Annotated in this window: 16 protein-coding genes; 8 read left to right on the top strand and 8 right to left on the bottom strand. The window is 71.8% G+C overall.

All coding sequences use genetic code 11. The features are described from left to right. Positions 1–44: 44 nt before the first annotated feature. The 3 genes from LIU39_RS35330 to LIU39_RS24250 all read right to left on the bottom strand — a co-directional run bounded on the left by LIU39_RS35330 (position 45) and on the right by LIU39_RS24250 (position 5,451). Positions 45–2,990 (bottom strand): helix-turn-helix transcriptional regulator, encoded by a 2,946-nt coding sequence (locus LIU39_RS35330; protein WP_308409411.1) that lies wholly within the window; start codon positions 2,988–2,990, stop codon positions 45–47. Between the two features lie 24 nt (positions 2,991–3,014). Next, a complete protein-coding gene (locus LIU39_RS24245; protein WP_227048981.1) occupies positions 3,015–3,731 on the bottom strand; it encodes a FadR/GntR family transcriptional regulator in 717 nt (238 codons plus the stop codon). A gap of 205 nt (positions 3,732–3,936) precedes the next feature. Continuing rightward, positions 3,937–5,451, bottom strand: coding sequence for an MFS transporter (locus tag LIU39_RS24250; RefSeq protein WP_227048982.1), 1,515 nt, complete (start codon positions 5,449–5,451; stop codon positions 3,937–3,939). Between the two features lie 55 nt (positions 5,452–5,506). Between LIU39_RS24250 and soxR the strand changes: the two genes are divergently transcribed. The 3 genes from soxR to trxA all read left to right on the top strand — a co-directional run bounded on the left by soxR (position 5,507) and on the right by trxA (position 7,686). Then, a complete protein-coding gene (gene soxR / locus LIU39_RS24255; protein WP_227048983.1) occupies positions 5,507–5,971 on the top strand; it encodes a redox-sensitive transcriptional activator SoxR in 465 nt (154 codons plus the stop codon). 147 nt (positions 5,972–6,118) lie between these two features. Continuing rightward, positions 6,119–7,099 (top strand): NAD(P)/FAD-dependent oxidoreductase, encoded by a 981-nt coding sequence (locus tag LIU39_RS24260; RefSeq protein ID WP_308409412.1) that lies wholly within the window; start codon positions 6,119–6,121, stop codon positions 7,097–7,099. Between the two features lie 251 nt (positions 7,100–7,350). Then, complete coding sequence (trxA, locus tag LIU39_RS24265; RefSeq protein ID WP_227048984.1) at positions 7,351–7,686, top strand: thioredoxin; 336 nt, start codon at positions 7,351–7,353, stop codon at positions 7,684–7,686. 110 nt (positions 7,687–7,796) lie between these two features. On the opposite strand, the gene LIU39_RS24270 is transcribed toward trxA, so the two are convergent. Genes LIU39_RS24270 through LIU39_RS24290 form a run of 5 tightly spaced genes read right to left on the bottom strand, consistent with a single transcriptional unit; the run spans position 7,797 to position 14,784 of the window. Continuing rightward, positions 7,797–8,939 (bottom strand): acyl-CoA dehydrogenase family protein, encoded by a 1,143-nt coding sequence (locus LIU39_RS24270; protein WP_227048996.1) that lies wholly within the window; start codon positions 8,937–8,939, stop codon positions 7,797–7,799. Continuing rightward, positions 8,929–9,609 carry a thioesterase II family protein gene (locus LIU39_RS24275; protein WP_227048997.1) on the bottom strand — a complete coding sequence of 227 codons (681 nt, stop codon included), beginning with the start codon at positions 9,607–9,609 and terminating at the stop codon, positions 8,929–8,931. Before LIU39_RS24275 ends, LIU39_RS24270 begins: the two co-directional genes overlap by 11 nt. Then, entirely contained in the window at positions 9,555–9,716 is a 162-nt protein-coding gene (locus tag LIU39_RS24280) for a hypothetical protein (RefSeq protein ID WP_227048985.1), read from the bottom strand. Before LIU39_RS24280 ends, LIU39_RS24275 begins: the two co-directional genes overlap by 55 nt. Then, positions 9,713–11,350 carry a GMC family oxidoreductase gene (locus LIU39_RS24285; RefSeq protein WP_227048986.1) on the bottom strand — a complete coding sequence of 546 codons (1,638 nt, stop codon included), beginning with the start codon at positions 11,348–11,350 and terminating at the stop codon, positions 9,713–9,715. The genes LIU39_RS24280 and LIU39_RS24285 overlap by 4 nt, the downstream gene beginning before the upstream one ends. Then, positions 11,347–14,784: a non-ribosomal peptide synthetase gene (locus LIU39_RS24290; protein WP_227048987.1), complete on the bottom strand. Its 3,438-nt coding sequence runs from the start codon at positions 14,782–14,784 to the stop codon at positions 11,347–11,349. The genes LIU39_RS24285 and LIU39_RS24290 overlap by 4 nt, the downstream gene beginning before the upstream one ends. Positions 14,785–15,476: 692 nt before the next feature. Between LIU39_RS24290 and LIU39_RS24295 the strand changes: the two genes are divergently transcribed. The 5 genes from LIU39_RS24295 to LIU39_RS24315 all read left to right on the top strand — a co-directional run bounded on the left by LIU39_RS24295 (position 15,477) and on the right by LIU39_RS24315 (position 21,353). Next, positions 15,477–16,064, top strand: coding sequence for a flavoprotein (locus tag LIU39_RS24295; protein WP_227048988.1), 588 nt, complete (start codon positions 15,477–15,479; stop codon positions 16,062–16,064). Between the two features lie 684 nt (positions 16,065–16,748). Beyond that, positions 16,749–17,975: a Cmx/CmrA family chloramphenicol efflux MFS transporter gene (locus LIU39_RS24300; protein ID WP_227048989.1), complete on the top strand. Its 1,227-nt coding sequence runs from the start codon at positions 16,749–16,751 to the stop codon at positions 17,973–17,975. A gap of 405 nt (positions 17,976–18,380) precedes the next feature. Then, positions 18,381–19,130, top strand: a complete 750-nt coding sequence (locus LIU39_RS24305) for a methyltransferase (RefSeq protein WP_227048990.1) — start codon at positions 18,381–18,383, stop codon at positions 19,128–19,130. A gap of 234 nt (positions 19,131–19,364) precedes the next feature. Continuing rightward, a complete protein-coding gene (locus LIU39_RS24310; protein WP_227048991.1) occupies positions 19,365–20,822 on the top strand; it encodes an NAD(P)/FAD-dependent oxidoreductase in 1,458 nt (485 codons plus the stop codon). Between the two features lie 123 nt (positions 20,823–20,945). Continuing rightward, entirely contained in the window at positions 20,946–21,353 is a 408-nt protein-coding gene (locus tag LIU39_RS24315) for a RidA family protein (protein WP_227048992.1), read from the top strand. Positions 21,354–21,393: the final 40 nt, after the last annotated feature.

The raw sequence follows: 21,393 nt of genomic DNA on the forward strand, positions 1-21,393 counted from the left end.
GGTTCTTCTTCCTCTGCTGTGCGGTCACCGGGCGGGTTCCGCGGTCATTTGGCGATCCGGCTGGGTGTCCGGCCGGACGGGGTGTTCGCCAGCACGTGGCGGGCGAGTTCCACCCGCCGGGAGATTCCCAGCTTGGCGAAGGAGTGCCGCAGGTGGGAGTCGATGGTGTGGGTGGACAGGGAGAGCCGGCTGGCTACTTGGCGGTTGGTCAGTCCGTCGGCGACCAGCCGCACCACGCGCAGCTCCGACGGTGTCAGGTTGCTCCAGCCCTCGCCCGGCCCGCCCGCCTCCGTCTGCTGGGGGGCCGGCCCGTCGGGCGGGCGGGGCGGCTCCCCCGGGCCCCGCACCGCGGCCGTTTTGACGGTGCCGGGCGTGGTGCCGGGGGTGGTGCCGGGGGCTGGGGGGCTGCCCAGCCGGCGCTGGATCCGGTTGCGGCCCTGGACCGCGCCGCTGGTCATGTAGATCCGCTGGGCCTCGGTCAGCCGGGCGGCGGCGTCGCGTTGCCGTCCGGCCCGCAGTGCCGCCGCCCCGGCGTCCTCCAGGGCGGAGGCCAGTGCCAGCGGGTGGCTGCTGCCGCGCAGGACGCGGACCGCCCGGCCCAGTGCGGCCGGGTCGCCGGTCTGGAGGCCCTGGGCGTGCAGTGCCGCTCCCGTGACGGCGGGGACGCCGGGGTTGCGGCGGGCCAGCTGCTGTGCGGCCGCGGTCATTTCCGCTGCCTGCCGGTCGGCTCCTGCCCGGCGTGCCATGCGTACCAGGTGCGGCAGGACGAGGGGGTCGGCGGTCAGGAACGGCAGGTGTTCGGCGGGGGTGTCGTAGAGGTGGCGCAGGTGTGCGACGGCGGCGCCGGAGTGTCCTTGTGCGTCGAGGTGGACCGCGCCGGCGAATGCCGCGAGTGAGCCCAGCAGTCCTGGCGGGCCGGTCTCGGCGGGTGTGACGCGGACGAGGACGCCGGCTGCTTCTCCCGGGTCGTCGCGCAGGGTGGCGATGAGGGAGAGCAGGGCGGACAGTGCCCCTTCCAGTGGCGAGGTGCCGGTGCCGGCTGCGGCCTGCAGGCCGAGCTGTGCCTGGTGTGCGGCCTGGGTCAGCCGTCCGCAGGCCCATTCCTGCTGTGCTTTGACCAGGTGCAGGGCCGGGGCGGGGCCGGGGCGGCCGGGGCGGTCGTGGACTTCGCGCAGTACGTCGGCGGCTTCCAGCGGGTGGCCGTAGGAGGTCAGTGCGGAGGCCAGCCACAGCCGGAGCAGTTCGCCGGTGCCGTCTTCGGTGCTGTCGTGGTGGGTGTGGGCGGTGACGGCCTCGTGTGCCCGGTGTGCCGAGCAGGCGAGGTCGCCGGTGTCCCGGGCGGTCAGGCTGAGGGCGGCGTCGGCCAGGGCCACCACGGTCCGGTCGCCGAGCACTGCGCCCAGTTGGAGGGCGCAGCGTGCGGTGCGGTCGGCTTCCTGGCGGCCGCCGGGGCGCAGTGCCGCGCAGAGGGCTTGGAGGGCGTAGACCTGGGCGCGCAGGCTCCGTTGCGGTGCGGCCTCGCGCAGTGCCCGCTCCAGGTGGCCGGCGAGGTCGGCGGCGTGGCCGGTGTGGAGGGTGAGTACGGCCAGTTCCCGGGCCGCGCGGGCGCCGGTGGGGGTTTCCCAGCGGGCCTGGGCCAGTGCTTCGCGGGCCAGGGCGGCTGCCTGTGGTGCGTCGCCGGTCTCGGTGAGCAGGTGCACGGCGGTGGTGACGGGGGTGGCGGCGACGGGTTCGTAGGCGCGCAGGCGGCGCAGCAGCCGGCGTGCGGTGTCCCGGGCTGCGGGTGCCGGGTCCGGTGCGGGTGTCTGGGGCTGCAGGAGGTGGGCTGCGGGTTCGGTGTTCTCGGTGTCGCTGCCGAGTACGGCGTGGGTGGTCACTTCGGTGCCGCGGCGGCCTTCTGCCCGGTAGGTGCGGGCCACTTCGGCGTGCAGTGCCTGGCGTACGGGGCCGAGGAGGGTGGTGTAGAGGGCCTGGCGGACGAGCGGGGCGCGGAAGGCGAGCAGGGGTCCGGTGTCTGCGAGGAGTCCGGCGTCGACTGCTTCCTGGGCTGCCGCTGCCAGTGCCATGGTGGTGGTGTCGGCCAGGGCGGCGGCGTGTCTGAGGGAGAAGGCGTCGCCTAATAAGGAGCCGGTGCGCAGGACGTCGTAGGTCTTCTGGGACAGTCCGTGCCAGAGGGGGGCGATGGCCTGGGCGCAGCCTTCGGGCAGTTCCCGGCCGCGTATGCGTGTGGTGCCGTTTTCGGTGTGTATGCGTCCTTCGGTGTGCAGGAGGCGGATGAGTTTTGTGAGCAGGAAGGGGTTGCCGGCGGTGGTGGCGAGGAGCTGGTCGGCGGCCGGGTCGGGGGTGCCGCCGAGCAGTTGGCCGGCCAGTTGGCGGGTGGCCGGGCCGTCCAGTGGTGCCAGGGGGATCACGTGGGCGGCTTCTTCGGCGAACCGGGTGAATGCCTCGCGGGCGGAGCGTTCGCGTGGCACGTCGGTGTGGGCCAGCAGCCACAGGACGGGTGCGTCGGCCAGGCGGTGGACGAGGTCGGTCAGTGCGGCGAGGGTGAGGGGGTCCGCCCACTGGGTGCCGTCGATGGTGAGGAGCAGTCCGCTGCGGGCGGCGCGGCGGGTGATCAGGGTGCCCAGGTGGGTGATGAGCCGTCCCCAGCCTGCGGGTTGGGCGGGCAGGGCGGCGAGTTCTTCTGCTTCGCGGGGGTCGATGACCGGTAGCGGTCCGTCGCTCAGGGCGGCGAACAGTGGGCCCAGGGCGGTGCGTGGGGCGAGTTCGGCGACTCTGGTGCCGGCGGCGTTGATGCCGCGTGCGGCGGCTTCGCGGGCGGTGGCTTCCAGCAGTCGGCGTTTGCCCAGTCCGAAGGGTCCGGTCAGTACCAGGCAGCGTCCTTGGCCGGCCGCGGTGGCGTCCAGGCCGGCCCGCAGTAGTGCCAGTTCCGTTTCCCGTCCGGTAAGAGGGCGTTCCTCTGCGGCCGGTGCCCAGCTCTTGTGCTCCACCACGTTCACCTCTCTGCGATCCGGTTACCGCTGCCGTCTGGTGCTCCTGGCGTTGTGGCGTGCCAGCAGGCCGTCCAGGGCGTCCAGGCTGGCACGGGCGATCTGCCGGGCCGCTGCGGAGGCGTCTTCGGGGCGTCCGTCCTGGATTGCCTGGACCAGCGTTTCGTGGGGCTGTGCCCGGTAGGTGGGCTGGATGTCCTGTCGGGTGAAGAGGTCCAGGCTCTGCTGGAGGCGTCCGGCGAAGAAGCGGTAGCTCTCGGTCAGTGCGGCGTTGTGGGCGGCGCCGACGACGGCCAGGTGCATCGAGGCGTCCCGGCGGGCGAGGTTGCCGGTTTCGTCCGCGGCGGCCTGGCGGCGTTCGCGGAGCAGTTCCCACAGGCGGGTCAGGTCGCGTTCGGTGCGGCGTTGTGCGGCGAAGTGGGCGACCTGCACGTCGAAGCAGAGCTGTATCTCGAACACGTCGCGGACCGAGGCGAGTTCGATCTCGCGGAGCATCGGCACGGGGCTGCAGGTCGAGCGTACGTAGGTGCCTTTGCCGCGCTGGGGGGCCAGCATGCCGGTGTGTACCAGTGCGCTGACCGCCTCGCGGATGCTGGGGCGGCTGACTCCGAGGCGGGATGCCAGTTCCCCTTCGGAGGGGATGCGGGAGCCGATGGGCCAGCTGCCGCTCTCCAGTTCGTCGTGGAGGAGGGCGATGACTTCGTGGACGGTGCGCTGCTTGCCGATGTGCCGCAGGGTCACGTGGTGTCCTCGGTGTCCTGGGTCCTCAGTTGTCTGGTAACTGGTGCCGGCGTCGGGGGTTTGATGATTCCCGGTGGCGGCGGGTGCGGGCCGGTCGGCGGCGATGAATCGGCGTGAACATGCGGACGGGCCGGGCCGGCGGGAAGTCGTCGCGGGCGGCGGTCCGGTGGGGCGGGCGGTCCGGTGGGGCGCCCGCCCCGTGCGTTCAGCGTTCGGCGTCCGCGACCGGCAGGCCGTCCGTCTGCTGTGGGGGTGTGCCGTGTGCGGCGGCCTGGTCCTGTGTGCCGTCCGTGGCGCCTGGGCGGCGCCAGGCGGCGGTGCCGCGCCATACGCACCAGGCGCCCAGCAGGCCGGCGAGTCCGATGCCGCAGAGCGAGAGCCGGGCCTCGCCCGCGGAGGCGGGGCCGCCGAGGTGGACGAGTACGCCGGCGATGGCGGAGCCGATGGCGTTGGAGACGAGCTGGACGGTGTTGATCGCGGCGGCGGCGGTGTCGCCCTCGTCTTCCGAGCGGACGCCGCCCATGATGCGGGTGGCCACGTGCGGCCAGGCGATGCCGATGCCGGCTCCGCCCAGCAGCAGGCCCACCACCCAGGCCGCGACGACCGGGGCGCCCATGTCCTGGGTGGCCAGCAGCCCGGTGACCACGAAGCCCGCCGTGATCAGCAGTGGCCCGGCCGATGCGACGCGGCTCTTGCTGCGCAGGCGGGCGACGCTCGCGCTGGGGATCTCGCCCAGGGTCCAGCCCAGGGCGATGGCGGCGCCCACGAAGCCGGCCAGCAGCGGGGCCAGGCCGGCCAGCCGCTGTCCGAACAGCGGGATGAACGCCTCGATCTGCGAGGCCATCGACAGCAGGGCGACGGCGGCGTAGCACCAGGGCAGCGGTGAGGAGAGGGAGAAGGCGGAGCGGGGCAGGATGCGCCCGCCGCGGTGCCGGTCGTGTGCGAGCGCTGCCGTCAGTGCGGCGACCGCGGCGACCAGCAGGGCGGCGAGCAGGGCTGTTGAGCCGACCACGTTGCCGATGCTGACCAGCAGGACCGCGCCGACCAGCAGGATGACGGTCAGCGGGGAGGCGACCGGGGGCACGTCGCCGGCCTTGGTCGCCGGGACGGCCAGCGGTACGACGGCGGTCACCAGCAGCGTCGCTGCCAGCAGTGTCACCAGCGCGCCGCGCCACAGGTCGAACTGGGCGAAGGCGCCGCCGACGGCCGGGCCCAGGAACGTTCCCACGCCCCACATGCCGGATACCAGTGCGGTGCCCAGCGACCACAGCCGGTCCGGCAGCAGTGACCTGATCAGGGCGTATCCGAGCCCTGCCAGGAGGCCGCCGCCCAGTCCCTGGACGAACCGGCCGGCCAGCATCGTCTCCATGGTCGGTGCCAGCGCGCACACGACCGTGCCGGCCGCGAAGGATCCGAGTGCCAGGAAGTAGGAGTTGCGGGCGCCCAGCCGCGGCAGGACCGTGCTGACCAGTGTCGAGGAGATCACCGATGCCAGCAGGAAGACCGTGGTCACCCAGGCGTAGAACTGTCCGCCGCCGATGTCCTGTACCGCGGCGGGCAGCAGGCTCGTCGTCAGGAAGACGTTTGTCGCGTACAGTCCGACGCCGCCGGCCAGCACCACGGCGACCCGCCGGTGCTCTCTTCCGAGTAAGTCCCCCCAACTGCCGTGCCCTGACGGCCCGTTTGCCTGCGCATCCTGCTCACCCTGATCACTGGACATGCGGCGAAGATAAAACCTCATCAGGACATGAGGTCAACCCCGTATCGTCCGGGGCATGTCGAACGCCCATCAGCTGCTCACCGTCGGGGAGGCCGCGCACCGCAGCGGGGCCACGGTCGCCGCCCTCCACCACTACGAGGACCTCGGCCTGCTCAGCCCGCAGCGCACCGCGGGAAACCAGCGGCGCTATCCCCGTCATCTGCTGCGCCGCATCGCGCTGATCCGTATGGCCTCAAGTGTCGGTATCCCTCTGGCCGACATCCGCGAGGCGATGCGCACGCTCCCCGAGGACCGCGCTCCCAACCGCACCGAGTGGGAACACCTGACGGGCCTGTGGCGCGATGCCATCGAGGAGCGCATCCAGACGCTTCAGCAGATGCGTTCCCAGTTCATCGAGTGCATCGGCTGCGGCTGTCTGTCGATGAGCCGCTGCACCATCGTCAATCCGGGCGACGAACTCGCCCCGCCGGGGACGCATTTGGGGCGGGGTGGGGGCAGGGGGCGCCGGAGGGAGGACTGAGGCGGGTCGGGCGTCCGGGCCGGCGGGGTTCGGCTGTGGTGTCAAGTGGTGTGGGGGGCACGGGGGTTGCGGGGGGTGTCCCGGAAATGGCAACGAAAATTGCGTGTGCGGGAGGGGGGTCGCACTCTGGCGGCGGAGGTGATCGCTGTGAGCGGCACGCAGGATGTGACGGGCAAGGATGCGGTGTACGACGTGGTGGTGGTCGGGGGCGGGGCCGGCGGGCTGAGTGCCGCGCTGGTGCTGGCTCGGGCGCGCCGCAGGGTGGCGGTGATCGATGCCGGGGCGCCGCGTAATGCGCCTTCGGCGCACATGCACGGGTTCCTGTCGCGGGACGGGATACCTCCGGGCTCGCTGCTGGAGGTGGGGCGGGCCGAAGTTGCCGGTTATGGCGTGGAGGTGATCGACGGTCAGGTGGAGGCGGTCGAGCCGGGGTTCCGTGTGCAGCTGGCGGGCGGGCCGGTGCTCGGTGCGCGGCGGATCGTGCTGGCGGCGGGGCTGCGCGATGAGCTGCCTGACATTCCTGGTGTGCGGGAGCGGTGGGGCAGGGACGTGGTGTTCTGCCCGTACTGCCACGGCTATGAGGTGCGGGACGAGCCGATCGCGGTGCTCGGCGTGCATCCGGTGTCGGTGGAGCAGGCGTTGCTGCTGCGGCAGTGGTCGGATGACGTCGTGTACTTCCCGCACGGTGGTGAGCTGAGTGCGGCGGAGCGGGAGCGGCTGGCGGCGCGGGGGGTCCGGGTTGCCGAGGGGGTCGTCAAGCGGGTGGTCGTCGAGGGCGACCGGGTGCGCGGGGTGGAGCTGGCGGACGGGCGGACGGTGCCGCGGTCGGCGGTGTTCCTGTTCCCGCGGATGACGCCGAACGACGGGATGCTGGACGGCCTTGAGTGCAAGCGGGATGAGCGCGGCTGGCTGGTGACGGATCGTTCCGGCAAGACCAGTGAGCCCGGTGTGTACGCGGTCGGCAATGTCATCGATCCCCGGGCGCAGGTGGTGACCGCGGCCGGGATGGGTGCGGCGGCGGCGTTCGCGATGAATCACGACCTGGTGGATGAGGACGTCGAGCGGGCGGTGGAGGCGCGGCGGGTGCAGCAGGAGTCGCCGGTGCCGGTGGCGGGGGATGTCTGGTAGGTCGCAGGTGTCCGGTGGGCCGGCGGTGCCGGCGGTCTGCCGGTGGGCCGGGGCCCGGTGGGCGTCTCCCCCGTGGCGGCTGCCGGTGTTGCCCCTGGTGACGGCCGCCCCGCAGGTGTTGCTTGCGGGGCGGCCGGATCTCCGGCCCGGTGATCGGCCGGTGTGGCGGTTGCCGCTGCGCCGTGCGGGCCGTGCCGCGTGTGTGCGGTGGGCGGCAGGGACGAGGAGAAGAGGAGAGAAGGGGTGGTGTCATGTCGCAGTCGAAGTCCGTGGATGCGCTGACGGAGGAGACCTTTGCCGGCCGGGTGCTGGAGGCGAAGGGCAATGTGCTGATCCAGTTCTGGGCTCCGTGGTGCGGGCCGTGCCGGATGGTGTCGCCGATCGTGGCGCAGCTGGCGGCGGAGCATGCCGGGGTGCTGGATGTGGTGAAGGTCAATGTGGATGAGGAGCCGGGGCTGGCGGCGCGGCACGGGGTGTCCTCGATTCCGGCGTTCGCCGTGTACCGCGGCGGGGTGGTGCAGGAGGCGTGGGTGGGGGCGGCGCCGAAGGCGGTGCTGGAGAAGAGTCTGGCGCCGTATCTGCGCTGAGTGCCGGTCCGTTGGCGGGCGGCTGCGTGCGCGGTGTGCGTGGCCGGGTTGCGGGAGGGCTGCGCCGCACGCTCCTTGTCCGGGGGCGTGCGGCGCGGTCGTGTGAGGGGTTACAGGCCCAGGGAGCGGCCGATGAGTTCTTTCATGACTTCGGTGGTGCCGCCGTAGATGGTCTGGACGCGGCTGTTGGTCCATTCGCGGGAGATGGCGGATTCCTTGAGGTAGCCGAAGCCGCCGTGGAGCTGGAGGCAGCGGCCTGCGACGTCGACCTGGAGTTCGGTGGTCCACCATTTGGCTTTGGCGGCGTCGGTGACCGAGAGGCGGCCGGCGTTGAGTTCGCTGATGCAGTGGTCGAGGTAGACCTGGGCGATGGTGATTTCGGTGTCCATGGTGGCGAGCTGGAAGCGGTTGTGCTGGAAGCTGCCGATGTTCTGGCCGAATGCCTGGCGGGTGCGGGCGTAGTCGAGGGTGTCGGTGAGCATGCGTTGGGCGGCGGCGACGGCGACGGTGGCGATGCTCAGGCGTTCGCGTGGCAGGCCGGCCATCATGTGGGCGAGGCCGGCGTTCTCCTTGCCGATGAGGTTGCCGGCCGGGATGCGGCAGTCGTCGAAGAAGAGTTCGCAGGTGTCGCTGGCGTGCCAGCCGAGTTTGTCCATGCGGCGGCCGCGGGTGAAGCCGGGGGTGCCGCGTTCGACGGCCAGGAAGCTGATGCCCTGGGCGCCGCGCTGGGGGGCGGTTTTGGCGGCGACGACGATCAGGTCGGCGTTCTCGCCGTTGGTGATGAAGGACTTGGTGCCGTTGAGGAGGTAGGTGTCGCCGTCGCGGTGGGCGGTGGTGCGGATGTCGGCGACGTTGGAGCCGGCGTCGGGTTCGCTCATGGCGATGGCGGCGATCGTCTCGCCTGCGCACAGGCCGGGCAGCCAGCGTTTTTTCTGCTCGTCGGTGGTGCGGGGGGCGAGGTAGGAGGCGATGACGTCGTTGTGGGCGACGAAGCCGGGGGCGGTGGCGCGGGCGTGCATGATCTCCTGGGAGAAGACGGCGGGGAAGCGGAAGTCGCTTTCGCCGCCGCCGCCGTACTCGGTGGGCACGCCGATGCCCAGCAGGCCGGCGGCTCCTGCCTTGCGCCATACCTCGCGGCTGACGATGCCGTCCTTCTCCCACCGGGCGTGGTGCGGGAGGACCTCGCGGGCCAGGAACTCGCGGCACAGGGCGCGGAAGTCCTCGTGCTGCGGCTCGTAGCGGTCAGGGGACATGCGGCTCACCGGTTTCTGCTCGTCGTGTGCCGTCGCCGGGGTGGCCGGTGGTGTCGGCGGCGATGAGGGCGAGGGTGTCGCGGGGGTGGTGGATGGCGGCGAAGTGGCCGCCGGGGATGGTTACTTGGCGTATTGGGCCGGTGGTGTGTGCGGCCCACTGCCGCATTGCTTCCGGTGGTGCGTAGGGGTCGTCGCGGGCGGCGATGAGGGTGAGGGGGGCGGTGGTCTGCAAGGTGGCGGCCTCGGTGGGAAAGGCGCGGCGGACGGTGTGGTCCTGGCGCAGCATCCGCAGCAGGAGGGTGCGCATGGCGGGGTGGGCGAGGACCTGGGGCGGGGTGCCGCCGTCGGCGGCGGTCTTGGCCAGCAGGTCTTCGTCGGGGAGGTCGGCGAGGTTGTCGGGGGGCTGCAGGCGGGGCGGGAGGGCTGCGGAGAGGTAGGCGCGGGCGGGGGGTTGGCCGGTTTCCTGGGTGACGGCGGCGGCGACGGCCAGGCTCAGGGTGGCGCCGAAGCTGTGGCCGAAGGTGGCGTAGGTGAGGGTGCCGCTGTGCTCGCGGGTGGTGAGGAGGTCGGCGGTCAGGTGTGCGGCCAGGGTTTTGACGAGGGCGTGGTAGTCGGTCACGGGGGTTTCGCGGGTGCGGGTGCCGCGGCCGGGGGCGTCGATGCCGTGCAGGTGGAGGCTGTGGGGGCGAGGGGCTGCCAGGGGCGGTAGAGGAGGGAGGTGGCGCCGGCGTGCGGGAAGAGGTAGAGGCGCAGCGGGGGGCGGGGTGGCGGGGTCATGTCTCGTCCTTGAGGGTGCTGAGGATTTTCTCGGCGAGCATGAGGGTGGTCAGGTTGGTGGGGGCGGAGGGGATGGCGGGGAAGAGGGAGGCGTCGATGATGCGCAGGTTTTGCAGGCCGTGGACGCGGCCTTCCTGGTCGGTGACGGCCATCGGGTCCTGGGGGGTGCCCATGCGGGCGGAGCCGGTGGCGTGCCAGCCGGGGTTCATGATGTGGCGCACGCCGCTGCGCAGGGCGCTGTGGGTGGCGACCATCCTGTCGGTCCAGAACTGGGTTTTCTCCAGCTTGGCGGCCAGGTGTGGGGAGCGCAGGAAGGTCCAGGCGCGGCGGACGCCGTGGCAGAGGCGGTCGGTGTCCTGGGGGTGGGTGCCCAGGCCGAGTTCGATGACGGGGTTCGTGTGCGGGTCGGCGGTGTCGAGGAAGACGCGGCCGCGGGAGCGGGGGCGCAGCAGCATGACGGAGAGGCCGACGACCATGGGCCAGCCCAGGCGGTCGGCGAAGCCGGGGATGGTGTGGCTTTCGACGTTGTTGAGCAGGCCCATCTGGATGTCGGTGTCGGTGTCGTAGCCGCTGGGGATGCGGGCGGCGACCTGGCGCCAGGGCAGGCCGGGGGTGCACACGCCGTCGTGGGGTTTGGACCAGATGACGACGGAGGGGTGGTCGGTGAGGTTTTCGCCGACGCCGGGCAGGGCGGCGGTGACGGGGATGCCCAGGGCGTGCAGGAGGGCGGGGTTGCCGACGCCGGAGCGTTGCAGGACGGCGGGGGTGCCGATGGCGCCGGCGCAGAGGATGACGTGCCGGGCGCGCAGGCGGGCCGGGGTGCCGTTGTGGTCGGTTTCGACGCCGGTGGCGCGGGTGCCGGTGAACAGGACGCGGGTGACGCGCAGTTGGGTGCGGACGGTGAGGTTGGGCAGGTGGCGGGCCTGGTGCAGGAAGGTGGTGGCGGCGTCCATGCGTTCGCCGTCCGCGGTGTTGCTGGGGATGGGTCCGACGCCGGTTTCGGTGCCGGCGTTCAGGTCGGGCAGGTCGGGGATGCCCTGGTCGTTGCATTCCTGCCAGAACGCGGCGTCCAGGGTGTGCAGGGCGGTGCGCGGGGTGCGGTGGACGGGCAGCGGGCCGCGGGTGCCGTGCAGGGGGCCGGGGTGGTCGGTGTCGGTCTCGGTGGCCTTGTAGAAGGGCAGGACGTCGCTCCAGGACCAGCCGGGGTTGCCGTGGGCGGTCCACTGGTCGAAGTCGCGGGGCAGGCCGCGCATGGCGATGGCGCCGTTGACGGCGGAGCCGCCGCCGATGACTTTGCCCAGCTGGTAGGGGAAGCGTTCGAACAGGGCGCGGGCGGCGGGGCGTTCGGGGATCCGGCCGGGGGTGGTGGCGTTGATGAGGTCGTCCAGGCGGGTGCTGGTGCGCAGGTGGGCGCGGTAGTCCCAGTTGTAGCCGCTCAGGATGAGGCGGCCGGCGTCGGCGAGGGGGTGGCTTGGGGGGCGGGGGGTGGGCTGGTCGGTGCCGGCTTCCAGGAGGAGGACGGTTTTGCCCTGGGTGGCGAGGCGGGCGGCGGTGACGGTGCCGGCGGAGCCGCCGCCGACGATGACGTATTCCCACTCGCGTTCGGCCGTATCCGCCGGGTCGTGGGGGCTCATGCGGTTGCCTCCTCGGTGATCTGCCCGGTCGGGGCGGTCTGTCCGGTGGGGGTGTGCTGGGTGATCAGTTCGGCGAAGGCGGTGATGGTGGCGTTCATGAACAGGCCCTCGATGATGTCCCCTTCGGCTTGTGGGCCGATGCCGAATTCGGCGCGCAGCAGGCCGAGGATGCCCACGGCGTGCAGGGAGTCCCCGCCGACGTCGAAGAAGCCTTCTTCGGTGCCGAAGTCCTGGTGGCCGAGCTGTTGTGCCCACAGGGCCAGCAGTTTCTCCTCCGTCTCGGTGCGGGGTGCGGCCCGTGTGCCGGGGGTGGGTTCGGTGTCGTTCCACGGGGTGGGCAGGGCTTTTTGGTCGATCTTGCCGTTGGGGGTGAGCGGGAAGGTGGTGAGCGGGACGAAGCGGGCGGGCAGCATGTAGCTGGGCAGGACCTGGGCGAGTGCTTCGCGCAGCTGGGCGGGGTCGGGGAGGCGGTCGGGGTCGTCGGCGACCAGGTAGGCGGCCAGTTGCCGCTGGCCGGTGCGGGCGTGCAGTGGTGCGGTCACCAGGGCGGTGCGGATGCCGGGTTGGCGGACGAGGGCGGCTTCGATTTCGCCGAGTTCCACCCGGTAGCCGTTGATCTTCACCTGGAAGTCCTCGCGGCCCAGGATCTCGATGGTGCCGCCGGGCAGGTAGCGGCCCAGGTCGCCGGTTTTGTAGAGGCGCTCGCCGGTGTGGGGGTGGGTCAGGAAGCGTTCGGCGGTGCGCTGTTCGTCGCCGAGGTAGCCCTGGGCGACGCCGGTGCCGCCGATGTAGATCTCGCCGGTGACGTGGACCGGGGAGGGGGCGAGCCAGGAGTTGTGGACGTGCATGGTCTGGTTGGCCAGTGGTGTGCCGTACGGGATGCTCGTCCAGGTGGGGTCGACCGTTTCGATGGGGTGGTGGATGGACCAGATGGAGCCTTCGGTGGCGCCGCCGAGGCTGATGACCTGCATGGCGGGGAGGTGGGCGCGGATCTGGTCGGGCAGGCCGATGGGGATCCAGTCGCCGCTGAGCAGGGCCAGGCGCAGCCGGCAGCCGCGGGGTGCGCCGGTGGAGGTCAGTGATTCGGTCCACATGCGCATCGGGGCGGGCACGCTGTTCCAGAGGGTCACGCCGTAGCGGGAGATCAGCTGTGTCCAGTGGGCGGGGTCGGTGGCGTGGGCCGGGTCGGGGACGATGACGGTGCCGCCGGCTCCCAGGACTCCGAACAGGTCGTAGACGGACAGGTCGAAGCCGGTGGGGGCGAGGGCCATCACCCGGTCGTCGGGGCCGACGTGGAAGCGGCGGTTGATGTCCTGGACGGTGTTGGCGGCGCTGCGGTGGGTGATCATGACGCCCTTGGGTTCGCCGGTGGAGCCCGAGGTGAAGATGACGTACGCGAGGTCGTCGACGCCCTGGCGGGTGTGGGGGGCGGTGGCCGGGTGGGCGGTGGTGGCGTCCTCGTGGAGGGTGAGGGGGCGGGTGCCGGCGGGCCAGGTGAGGGACTGGTGCTGGTCTGCGTCGGTGACCACGAGGGTGGCGGCGCAGCGTTCGATGAGGCGGTGGCGGCGCTCGGCCGGCAGGTCGGGGTCGATGGCCACGTATGCGGCGCCGGCGTGCAGGATGCCCAGCAGTGCGGCGTACTGGTCGGCGCCCGGCCGCATCGAGACGGCCACCAGGGTGTTCGGGGTGCCGGCGCCTTCGGCGCGCAGCCGGTGGGCCAGCCGGTGGGCCCGCTGGGTGAGTTGGCGGTAGGTGGTCTCGGTGCCGGCGGCGATGACCGCCACCGCGTCGGGGCTGCGGGTGGCGGCGGCGTTCACCAGGTCGTGCAGGCGGGCGGCGGGCAGCTGTGCGTCGGCGGTGGCGTTGGCCCGGTCGCGTTCGGCGGCCTGGCCGGCGGAGAGCGGCACGACGCTGCCGGTGTTCTGCCAGGTGTCCTCGTCGTCCGTCAGGCGGGTGAGCAGTGCGCCGTAGGCGTCGAACATCGCGTCCAGGACGCCGTCGGGGAACAGGTCCTTGACGGCGTTCCAGTGGAGGGTCAGCGAGCCGCCGGCGCTGTGGGAGATCTGGTTTTCCAGCCATACCTGCGGGGTCTGGCTCAGGGCGTCCACCAGGGTGCCGAAGCCCTCCAGTGCGGCCCCGGAGGGGAGGCGGGGGTCGGTGAGGGTGGAGGAGAAGACCACCGGCATCGCGGTGCGGCCCGAGTCCTGGCGGCGGGCCAGTTCGCGCAGGACGGTGATGCCGCTGTGTGTGCTGTGGGCCAGGTCGGCCAGCCACTGGCGCTGCATGCCGGCTGCCCGCTGCGCGAAGGTCTGGGAGGCGGTGCCGGTGATGGCGAGCAGGGCGGGGGTCAGGAAGTCTCCGGCGATCTCGTCGACCTGGGGGTGCAGGGGCAGCCGGTGGAACTGGGTCAGGGTGAGGGTGAATTCCTGCCGTTTGGACCAGGTGCGCAGCACTTCCGCGTATGCCGCAAGGAGTAGGGCAGTGAGGGTCAGGCCGTGGCGTTCGGCGGCCTGCTGCAGGGCTGTGGAGCGGTCGGGGGCCAGGGTGGTGCGGCGGCGTTCGAAGGCGGGGCGGCCCAGTTGTTCCGGGGCGCTTGCCAGGGGGAGTTCGGGGGCCGGGGGCAGTGTGGCGAGGCGGCCTTGCCAGTAGGCGGCGGCTTGGGTGCCCAGGTCGTGGCGGGGCAGGTCCTGGTGGGCCAGGACGTAGTCGCGGAAGGAGAGGTCCAGCGGTGCGGGGGTCCAGGCGGGGTCGTCGTAGAAGCGGCGCCAGTCGGCGAAGATGCGGAAGACGCTGTGCATGTCGATGAAGAGCAGGTCGATGCTGGCGTGCAGGCGCAGGCTGTCCTGGGTGAGGTGGGTGATGCGGATGTCGAAGGGGGGTGCCTGGTCGGTGGGCAGCATCTGGTCGGTCAGTTCGGTGCGGATCGCGGCCAGTGCTTCGTCCTGTTCGGGGGCCGGTTTGCCGCGCAGGTCGGTGACGGCGATCTCGTAGGGCGTGAGGTGGCCGGCGGGCAGGATGCGCTGGGTGCCGTCCGCGGTGGTGTGCGCGCGCAGCATCTCGTGGCGTGCGATGACTTGGCGCAGTGCCGTTTGCAGGCGCGGCACGTCCAGGGCGGGGCAGGCGAATTCCAGGTAGTGGTGGCTGGCCACGCCGCCCAGTTCCAGGCCCTTGTGACGGCCGATCACGTATGCCTGCTGGATGTCGGTCAGGGCGAACGGCTCGTTGCGTGCCGCGCTGTGCGCGGTGAGGGCGGGCAGGCCCGCCGGGCGGGGGCGGCCGGCCAGCGCCGCGGCCAGTTCCTCCTGGCGGCCGGCCACCGCCTCGGCCAGCTGCGGTGGCAGCGCGCCGCCGTCCGCTGCGTGGGCCGTTACGCGGCCCTTGGCCTGACGCAGATCGATCCGACGGTTGTGCAACTCGCTCAGAAGGTCTTCCATCAGCTTCCCGCCTCTCATCGGTGGCGCGTACGGCCTGGTGCTGCCGGCCGCGGCCGCAGTGCGTGGACCGCGGTACGTGGATGGAGCGGCCGCCCGCGTAGACGGGTGCGCGCCGCGCGGCGTGTGCCGTCGTTCGCGGGCGTGCTCGTTGCGCCCGGTGTCCGCGCTCTCGCGTCCGCATTCCGTATCCGCATTCCGCTTTCGCGTTCACTCGCGTTCACGTTTGCGTTTGTGTTTGTGTTTGCGTGGGTGGGCGCGGTGCGCGGGTGCGGAATTTCCGGTGGCCTGGATTTCCGGTGTCCTGGCAGCGGCCACCGGAATTCACGGGCAGTCACGGCGAAGATAGGAGCGGGCGCACGTGACCTCAATACGGTGCCACCGAAGGGCCGACCGAAGGATTGCCCGCGGCGGGCCGAAGTCTCACCGAAGGGCCTTGGTTCACCGGCCGAAGCCGGGCCGCAGGGGCGGGGTTTGTGCTGGTCACGGGGTTTCGGGGCGGGTGGTGCGGGGGCGGCGTGGTTTGCGCCGGGTTCCTTTATGGAGTCTATAAGGATTCCTTGGCGGCAGGGAAAGCGGTCTGTGGCGGGCCGTCAGGAGAGCGTACTCGAATCCCGCTTGAGCCTAACCGGAACCTGTCTGCAGGTGCCTGGTCCGGCATTGACCGGGGCGGCCGCGTGGGCATGATGGAGCGCATGGAAAAGCCACATCCCCCGGACCTCGGCGGAAAACGCATCCTGATCGGCGCCACCGGCTCCATAGCGGTCGCCCAGCTTCCCGTTTATATCGGCGCGATGCGCCGGCACATCGCGGGCAGCAGCTTCACCGTGCTGATGACGCACACCGCCGCGAAGTTCCTCTCCCCCGCCGCGGCGGGCCTGTGTGCCGAACGCGTCGTGGCCGGTGAGTCCCCGGCCGACTGGCCCACCGACAAGCCCTCGCGTCTGGCCGCCGACCACGATCTGGTGGCCGTCCTGCCGGCCACCGCCCACACGCTCGCCGCCGCTGCCACCGGCGCTGCCCCCAACCGCCTGATGACCGTCGCCCTGTCGGTCGGGTACCCCGTCATCTACTTTCCCGTCATGGGCGCCCAGATGTGGCACAGGCCCGCGGTCCAGCGCAACATCGCCCAGATCCGCGCGGACGGCCATCTCGTCAACGAGCCTCTGTGGCACGACAGTTACGACGTCTCCTCCGGCGCCACCAGCCACCATCCCGCCCTGCCCGCACCGCAGGACGTGGCCCGGGCCGTCGGCGGTCTGCTCGCCGCGCCGCGGGGCTGAAGGGGCGCGGCGGGCGCCGGGGGCCGCCTCGTGCCACCGGTGCGCGGTGACCGGGGGCGGCCGGGCGCGGTGGCCGGGGGCGGGCCCGGCGGTGTGCGGGGCGGCGTCGAACTGCCGGTTGCGGGCGGGGGGTTGGCCGGACGGCGGGCGGGGTGCGGGGGGGCGGGCGCTTGTGGTCTCCGCGTCCCGGTATCGGCAACAAATGTTGTGTGCCTGTCACGGCTGGTTCCAGCATGGGCCTGTGGTGACCACCACGGTCACGTGGTGGATTGCCGGGCGTCCGTGCCCAGCGCGCGGCTGACGAGGGGGCCAGGACATGGCGGTGGCGTGGGAGCGGCCGGGTGCAGCGGCGCTGCCGGCGTCCGGCGGGCCGGGTGCCCGTGCCGTGGCCGCCGTGGGCCCCGGGGCCGGTGCCGCCTTCGCTCCCGGCGTTGGTGTGCCGGGTGCGGGGGCCGGGCGGGCCGTTCGGCGGCGCCGCATCCCGGCCGTCCGGTAGGCCGCGCCCGCCCGATCCGCGCACCGAACAACCCGAACAAGGAGACCGCGCATGCGTTTAACCGCCCCTGGGCTGATGAGTTCCGCCACCGCGCCGCCCTGTCCCGCGCGCATTTCGCCCGTCCGGCCGGCACACCCCGCCGGGGCGGCCGGGTGTGCCACGACCGTGCGGGCGGGGGGCGGCGAGCGATGAGCGTCGAGACCGGACAGGAAGCGTCGGCTTCCGGTACCGCTTCCAAGAGGCTGCCGATGGCGGTCTATCTGCTCGCGTTCAGTCTGTTCGCGATGGGCAGTGCGGAGTTCCTGCTCGCCGGGGTCCTGCCGGCGATCGCTGACGACCTGAAGATCTCCCTGTCCTCCGCCGGTGCGCTGATCTCCGCGTTCGCCATCGGTGTGGTCATCGGCGGGCCGCCGCTGGCCGTGCTGACCCTGCGCTGGCCGCGGCGGACCACGCTGGTGACCTCGCAGGCCCTCTTCGCCGTCTCGGTGGCGATCGGCCTGGTGACCGACAACTACGGTGTGCTGCTGGCGACCCGCTTCGTGTGCGGCCTTGCCTATGCCGGGTTCTGGGCGGTCGCCGCGGTCACCGCGATCGGCCTGGTCACCCCCGACCGCACCGCGCGCGCCTCCGGCGTGGTCGTCAGCGGGCTGAGCATCGCGATGGTGGGCGGCGGCCCGGCCGGCGCGCTGATCAGTCACTTCACCGGCTGGCAGGGCGGGTTCTGGGCGGTGGTCGCCCTCACCGCCGTCGGCGGGCTCCTGACGCTCGTCGCCGTGCCCGCGACCCGGGCGGCCGAGGAGCCCAGTGTGCGGCGGGAGCTGCGCACGATGAAGCAGCCGCAGCTGTGGGTGGTCTATGCCGCCACCCTGCTGAGCACCGCCGCCTACATGATCTCGTACAACTACCTCGCGGCCTTCCTCACCGACCTCACCGGCATTCCCTCCGTGTGGGTTCCCGGGATTCTCACGCTGTTCGGTGTCGGCGCGTTCATCGGCCTCTCCATCGGCGGCAGGATCGCCGACAAGCGTCCCCATCACGCGCTTTTGGCCGGGGCGGGCGGGATCCTTCTCACGTCCGTTCTGCTCGCGCTCCTCGCCCCGCACGCCGTGGCCGTCATCCCCCTCGTCCTGCTCCTGGGGATCGCGGGGTTCGTGCTGAACCCGGCCATCTACGGGCGGGTGTTCACCCTCGCCTCACAGGCGCCCACCCTTGCCGGTGCCACCGCCGTCTCGGCGTTCCAGCTCGGCATCAGCATCGTTCCCGTCCTGGCAGGCGTCGCTCTCAGCGCCGGCGCCGGCCTCACCTCCGTCCCCTGGCTCGGTGCCGGCCTGGCCGTGCTCACCGTCCCGGCCGTCCTCATCGACCGTGCGGTCACCCGCAAGCGGGCACAGACCCCCCGGCCCACCGAAAACTGACCCCACTCCCCGACCCCACCCGCCGTTCAGCGATCACCCTTCACTGCGCCGTTGCCCGGCGCCGTGTTCATGCCCGCTGCCGCCCCGCCCCGGCTCTTCACCTGACGGAATTCAGCAAAACGCCGCAGGGAACTCGTATAACGCCGGGGCGGGGCCGGCCGCGCCGGGGCCGTGTGCGGCTCCAAGAATTCTTGCCGCCTTTCCGGGAAAATGATTGACCGCGAAAACCGGTCCGTGGAAAAGTGAAGCCCGGAAAGCGGTGCCGAAGGCCCGGCCGGAAAATCCGGCGGCGGAGCCGGTACCACCCGGCGTGACCGGCGTCATTCCACCAGAATTCCACCGCCGGGATCCGCAGAGAAAAACTCCGACTCATCTGCCCTGCGGCTCCCATGAGGGAGGATTTACATGGACAACAAGCTCGGTTTCGAACTGGGAAGCTTGGTCCTTTCGCAGATCGACAGCCCGGACCGTCCGGCACGGACGACGTTTTCGCTGCTGGACAGGGAATGGGACCTGCTCCCCGAGGTATTTCCCCCCTACACGGACCCGGGCCCCGGCCTGTTCGCGTCCTGGGTGCCCTACGAGAAGGGCTCGCGGTTTTTGGAGATGGGCTGCGGCGCGGGCATCGCCGCGGTGCTCGCCGCGCAGCGTGGCTGCGAGCGCGTGGTGGCGACGGACATCAACCCCGCGGCGGTGGCGAACACCCGGCGCAACGCCGCCCGGCACGGCGTGGCCGGCCAGGTGACGGCGCTGGCCGGCGACCTGTTCGACGCCCTGGACGCGGCCGAGGTGCTCGACATCGTCTTCTGGAACACCCCGTTCATCGAAGCGCCCGAAGACCGCCCCTACGGCCCGCAGATCGAACGGGCGGTCTTCGACCCCGGCTACGCGCTGCAGCGCAGGTTCTTCTGTGACGTGGGGCCCCATCTGGCGGCGGACGGGCGGATTTACCTGGGCACCAGCGAGGCCATGGGAAACCCGGCGAAAATGCTGCGGGCGGCCGCCGATGCGGGTTTCGGGGGCCGCAGGTACCGCAGCGAGTCCGTCGAACTCCCGGCGGTGGACCTCGGCGATTCCCCGGAGGTCAAGGCCCACACCAACGAGCGCGGCACGGTGGACATGGACTTCACCATGTATGAGTTCCAGCGCCGCTGAATACGAGCTCCAGCGCCGCTGGATTGGGGTTTTGGCGCCGCTGATTGTGCAGCGCCCCGGGCCGGATGAGGCGCCGGGTGGAACTGCTCATCCCACGCCCCGCCCGGCCGGTATGCCGGCTGACGGGCCGGCCGGGCCGGGGCAATCACCGTATTGCCACCGGGCCATCGGTACAGACGGATTTCAATTCAGCTCTGGGTGCTGCACAGCAGCGCCCCGGAAGATTGGAATGTCATGAACGCAGGCGGGAACGCGGACGGCACCGGCTTTGATGTGGTCGTCGTCGGAAACGGAGTCCTGGGGCTCTCGCTCGCACGGGTCCTTGCGCGGCGGGGGCAGCGGGTGGCGGTGCTGGGCCGGCCGCACCGGCCCTGGGCCGGCTCGACCGCGGCCGGCGCGATGCTCGGCTGCTTCGGTGAGGTCACCACCTCGCTGCTGGCCAGCGAGCACGGCCGGGCCAAGCTGGAACTCGGGATCCAGGCCGGCCGGATGTGGCCCCAGTGGCTGGCGGAGCTGGAGGAGGAGACCGACGGCACCGCCGTCAAGACCGCCGAGGGCACCACCGTCATCCTCAACACCATCGGCACGGCCGAGATCGACGACACCAACTACCAGGCCATCCGCGCCGAACTCACCCGCCACTCGGAGCCGTTCGAGGACATCGAGCCCGCCGACCTCGACTGGGTGGACGCCGATCCGATCTCCCGCCCGCTCAAGGCGTTCCACATCCCCGGCGAACACGCGGTCAACTCCGCCGCCCTCCTGGAACGGCTCGAATCCGCGGTCGTCCAAGCCGGCGGCACCCTCATCGCCGAACCCGCAGCCCGCGTCGTGCACCAGGGCGACCGGGTGACCGGCGTCGTCCTGGCCTCCGGGGAAAAGATCGGCGCCGACCACGTGATGCTGGCCGCCGGAGCCCGCACCCAAGAACTCCTGGACACCCTGCCCGTCGGCCCCCGCATCCCCCGCCTGGTCAGCGGCTACGGCGTCTCCACCCTCGTCAGGACCGTGGACGCCACCACACCGGACAGCGTCATCCGCACCCCGAACCGCTCCTTCGCCTGCGGACTCCACGTCGTCCCCCGAAGCGAGGGCCACGTCTACCTCGGCGCCACCAACGTCATCTCCGTGGAACCACGCGACACCGCCGAAATGCGCGACCTGGTCTTCCTCCTGCAGTGCGCCCACCGCCAGGTCCGCCGCAACCTGTGGAACAGCGACGTCACCAAGGTCCAGGCCGGAAACCGCCCCGTGTCCATGGACGCCTTCCCCCTGCTCGGCGAGGGCGGCATGGACGGCCTGTGGATCATGACCGGCACCTACCGGGACGGCCTGCACCTCTCCCCCCTGCTGGCCCAGGAGTTCGCCGCCAGGATCCTGGGCGAGCAGACCCGGACCGACCTGGAACCCTTCACCCCCCTGCGGCAGCCCATCCAGGCATGGACCCGCGAGGAGAGCGTCGGCATCGTCGTCGACCACCAGATAGGCATCGGATACGAGCAGGACTGGACCATCCCCGTCGACTGGCACCACTGGATCGAAATGGACCTGCGCCCGGCCACCTTGAACTGGGCGAACGAGATCGACCCCGAGTTCACGCCCCCGCCGGAGCTCCTGTTCGCCTCCCGCTTCGACCCCGAACTCGTCAGCATCCTGCGCAAGTACTACGCCACCTGCCGCGAACACAGCTGACCACCCGCCGGCCGCATCCCAGCGCCGGCCGGCCGCACTCCCCGCACCACGCACCGGACCGCCGTTGCGCCTGCCGCAGGCGCAACGGTGCCCGCCCGCAGGCCCTTCGAGAAAGGACAGAACATGGCTGTTGAGACCATGGATCCCCCCGGCCTTCCCCAGCCCGACGGATGGCGGCAGCTCGCCATCGGCACCGGAAGCCGCGTGGTGTTCCTCAGCGGACAGGTCGCCCGCACCGCCACCGGCGAACCGGTGGGACCGGGAGACCTGGCAGCACAGACCGAACAGGCCTACCTCAACATCGGCACCGCGCTGGCCGCCGCCGGCGGCACCTTCGACGACGTCCTGCGCCTGACCGTCTACGCCGTGGACTGGTCACTCGACAAGTGGGCCGACATCACCGCGGGCGCCCAGCGCGCGGCCGCCCGCCTCGACGCCGACGTCATCCGGCCCACCACCCTCATCGGAGTCGCCACCCTCGCCGAACCCGACTTCCTCATCGAAATCGAAGCCAGCGCCATCCTCCCCTGACAGCCACAGCACCAGGAGCGGCTCCCGGCCGGGACGATCC

Source organism: Streptomyces pinistramenti (genome assembly GCF_020564935.1).
GTDB lineage: Bacteria > Actinomycetota > Actinomycetes > Streptomycetales > Streptomycetaceae > Streptomyces > Streptomyces pinistramenti.

Bases quoted from the DNA above. Each gene is read 5' to 3' on its own strand.
- LIU39_RS24250 (WP_227048982.1), bottom strand. From the start codon at position 5,451: ATGTCCAGTGATCAGGGTGAGCAGGATGCGCAGGCAAACGGGCCGTCA.
- soxR (WP_227048983.1), top strand. From the start codon at position 5,507: ATGTCGAACGCCCATCAGCTGCTCACCGTCGGGGAGGCCGCGCACCGC.
- trxA (WP_227048984.1), top strand. From the start codon at position 7,351: ATGTCGCAGTCGAAGTCCGTGGATGCGCTGACGGAGGAGACCTTTGCC.
- LIU39_RS24270 (WP_227048996.1), bottom strand. From the start codon at position 8,939: ATGTCCCCTGACCGCTACGAGCCGCAGCACGAGGACTTCCGCGCCCTG.
- LIU39_RS24280 (WP_227048985.1), bottom strand. From the start codon at position 9,716: ATGACCCCGCCACCCCGCCCCCCGCTGCGCCTCTACCTCTTCCCGCAC.
- LIU39_RS24285 (WP_227048986.1), bottom strand. From the start codon at position 11,350: ATGAGCCCCCACGACCCGGCGGATACGGCCGAACGCGAGTGGGAATAC.
- LIU39_RS24290 (WP_227048987.1), bottom strand. From the start codon at position 14,784: ATGGAAGACCTTCTGAGCGAGTTGCACAACCGTCGGATCGATCTGCGT.
- LIU39_RS24295 (WP_227048988.1), top strand. From the start codon at position 15,477: ATGGAAAAGCCACATCCCCCGGACCTCGGCGGAAAACGCATCCTGATC.
- LIU39_RS24300 (WP_227048989.1), top strand. From the start codon at position 16,749: ATGAGCGTCGAGACCGGACAGGAAGCGTCGGCTTCCGGTACCGCTTCC.
- LIU39_RS24305 (WP_227048990.1), top strand. From the start codon at position 18,381: ATGGACAACAAGCTCGGTTTCGAACTGGGAAGCTTGGTCCTTTCGCAG.
- LIU39_RS24310 (WP_227048991.1), top strand. From the start codon at position 19,365: ATGAACGCAGGCGGGAACGCGGACGGCACCGGCTTTGATGTGGTCGTC.
- LIU39_RS24315 (WP_227048992.1), top strand. From the start codon at position 20,946: ATGGCTGTTGAGACCATGGATCCCCCCGGCCTTCCCCAGCCCGACGGA.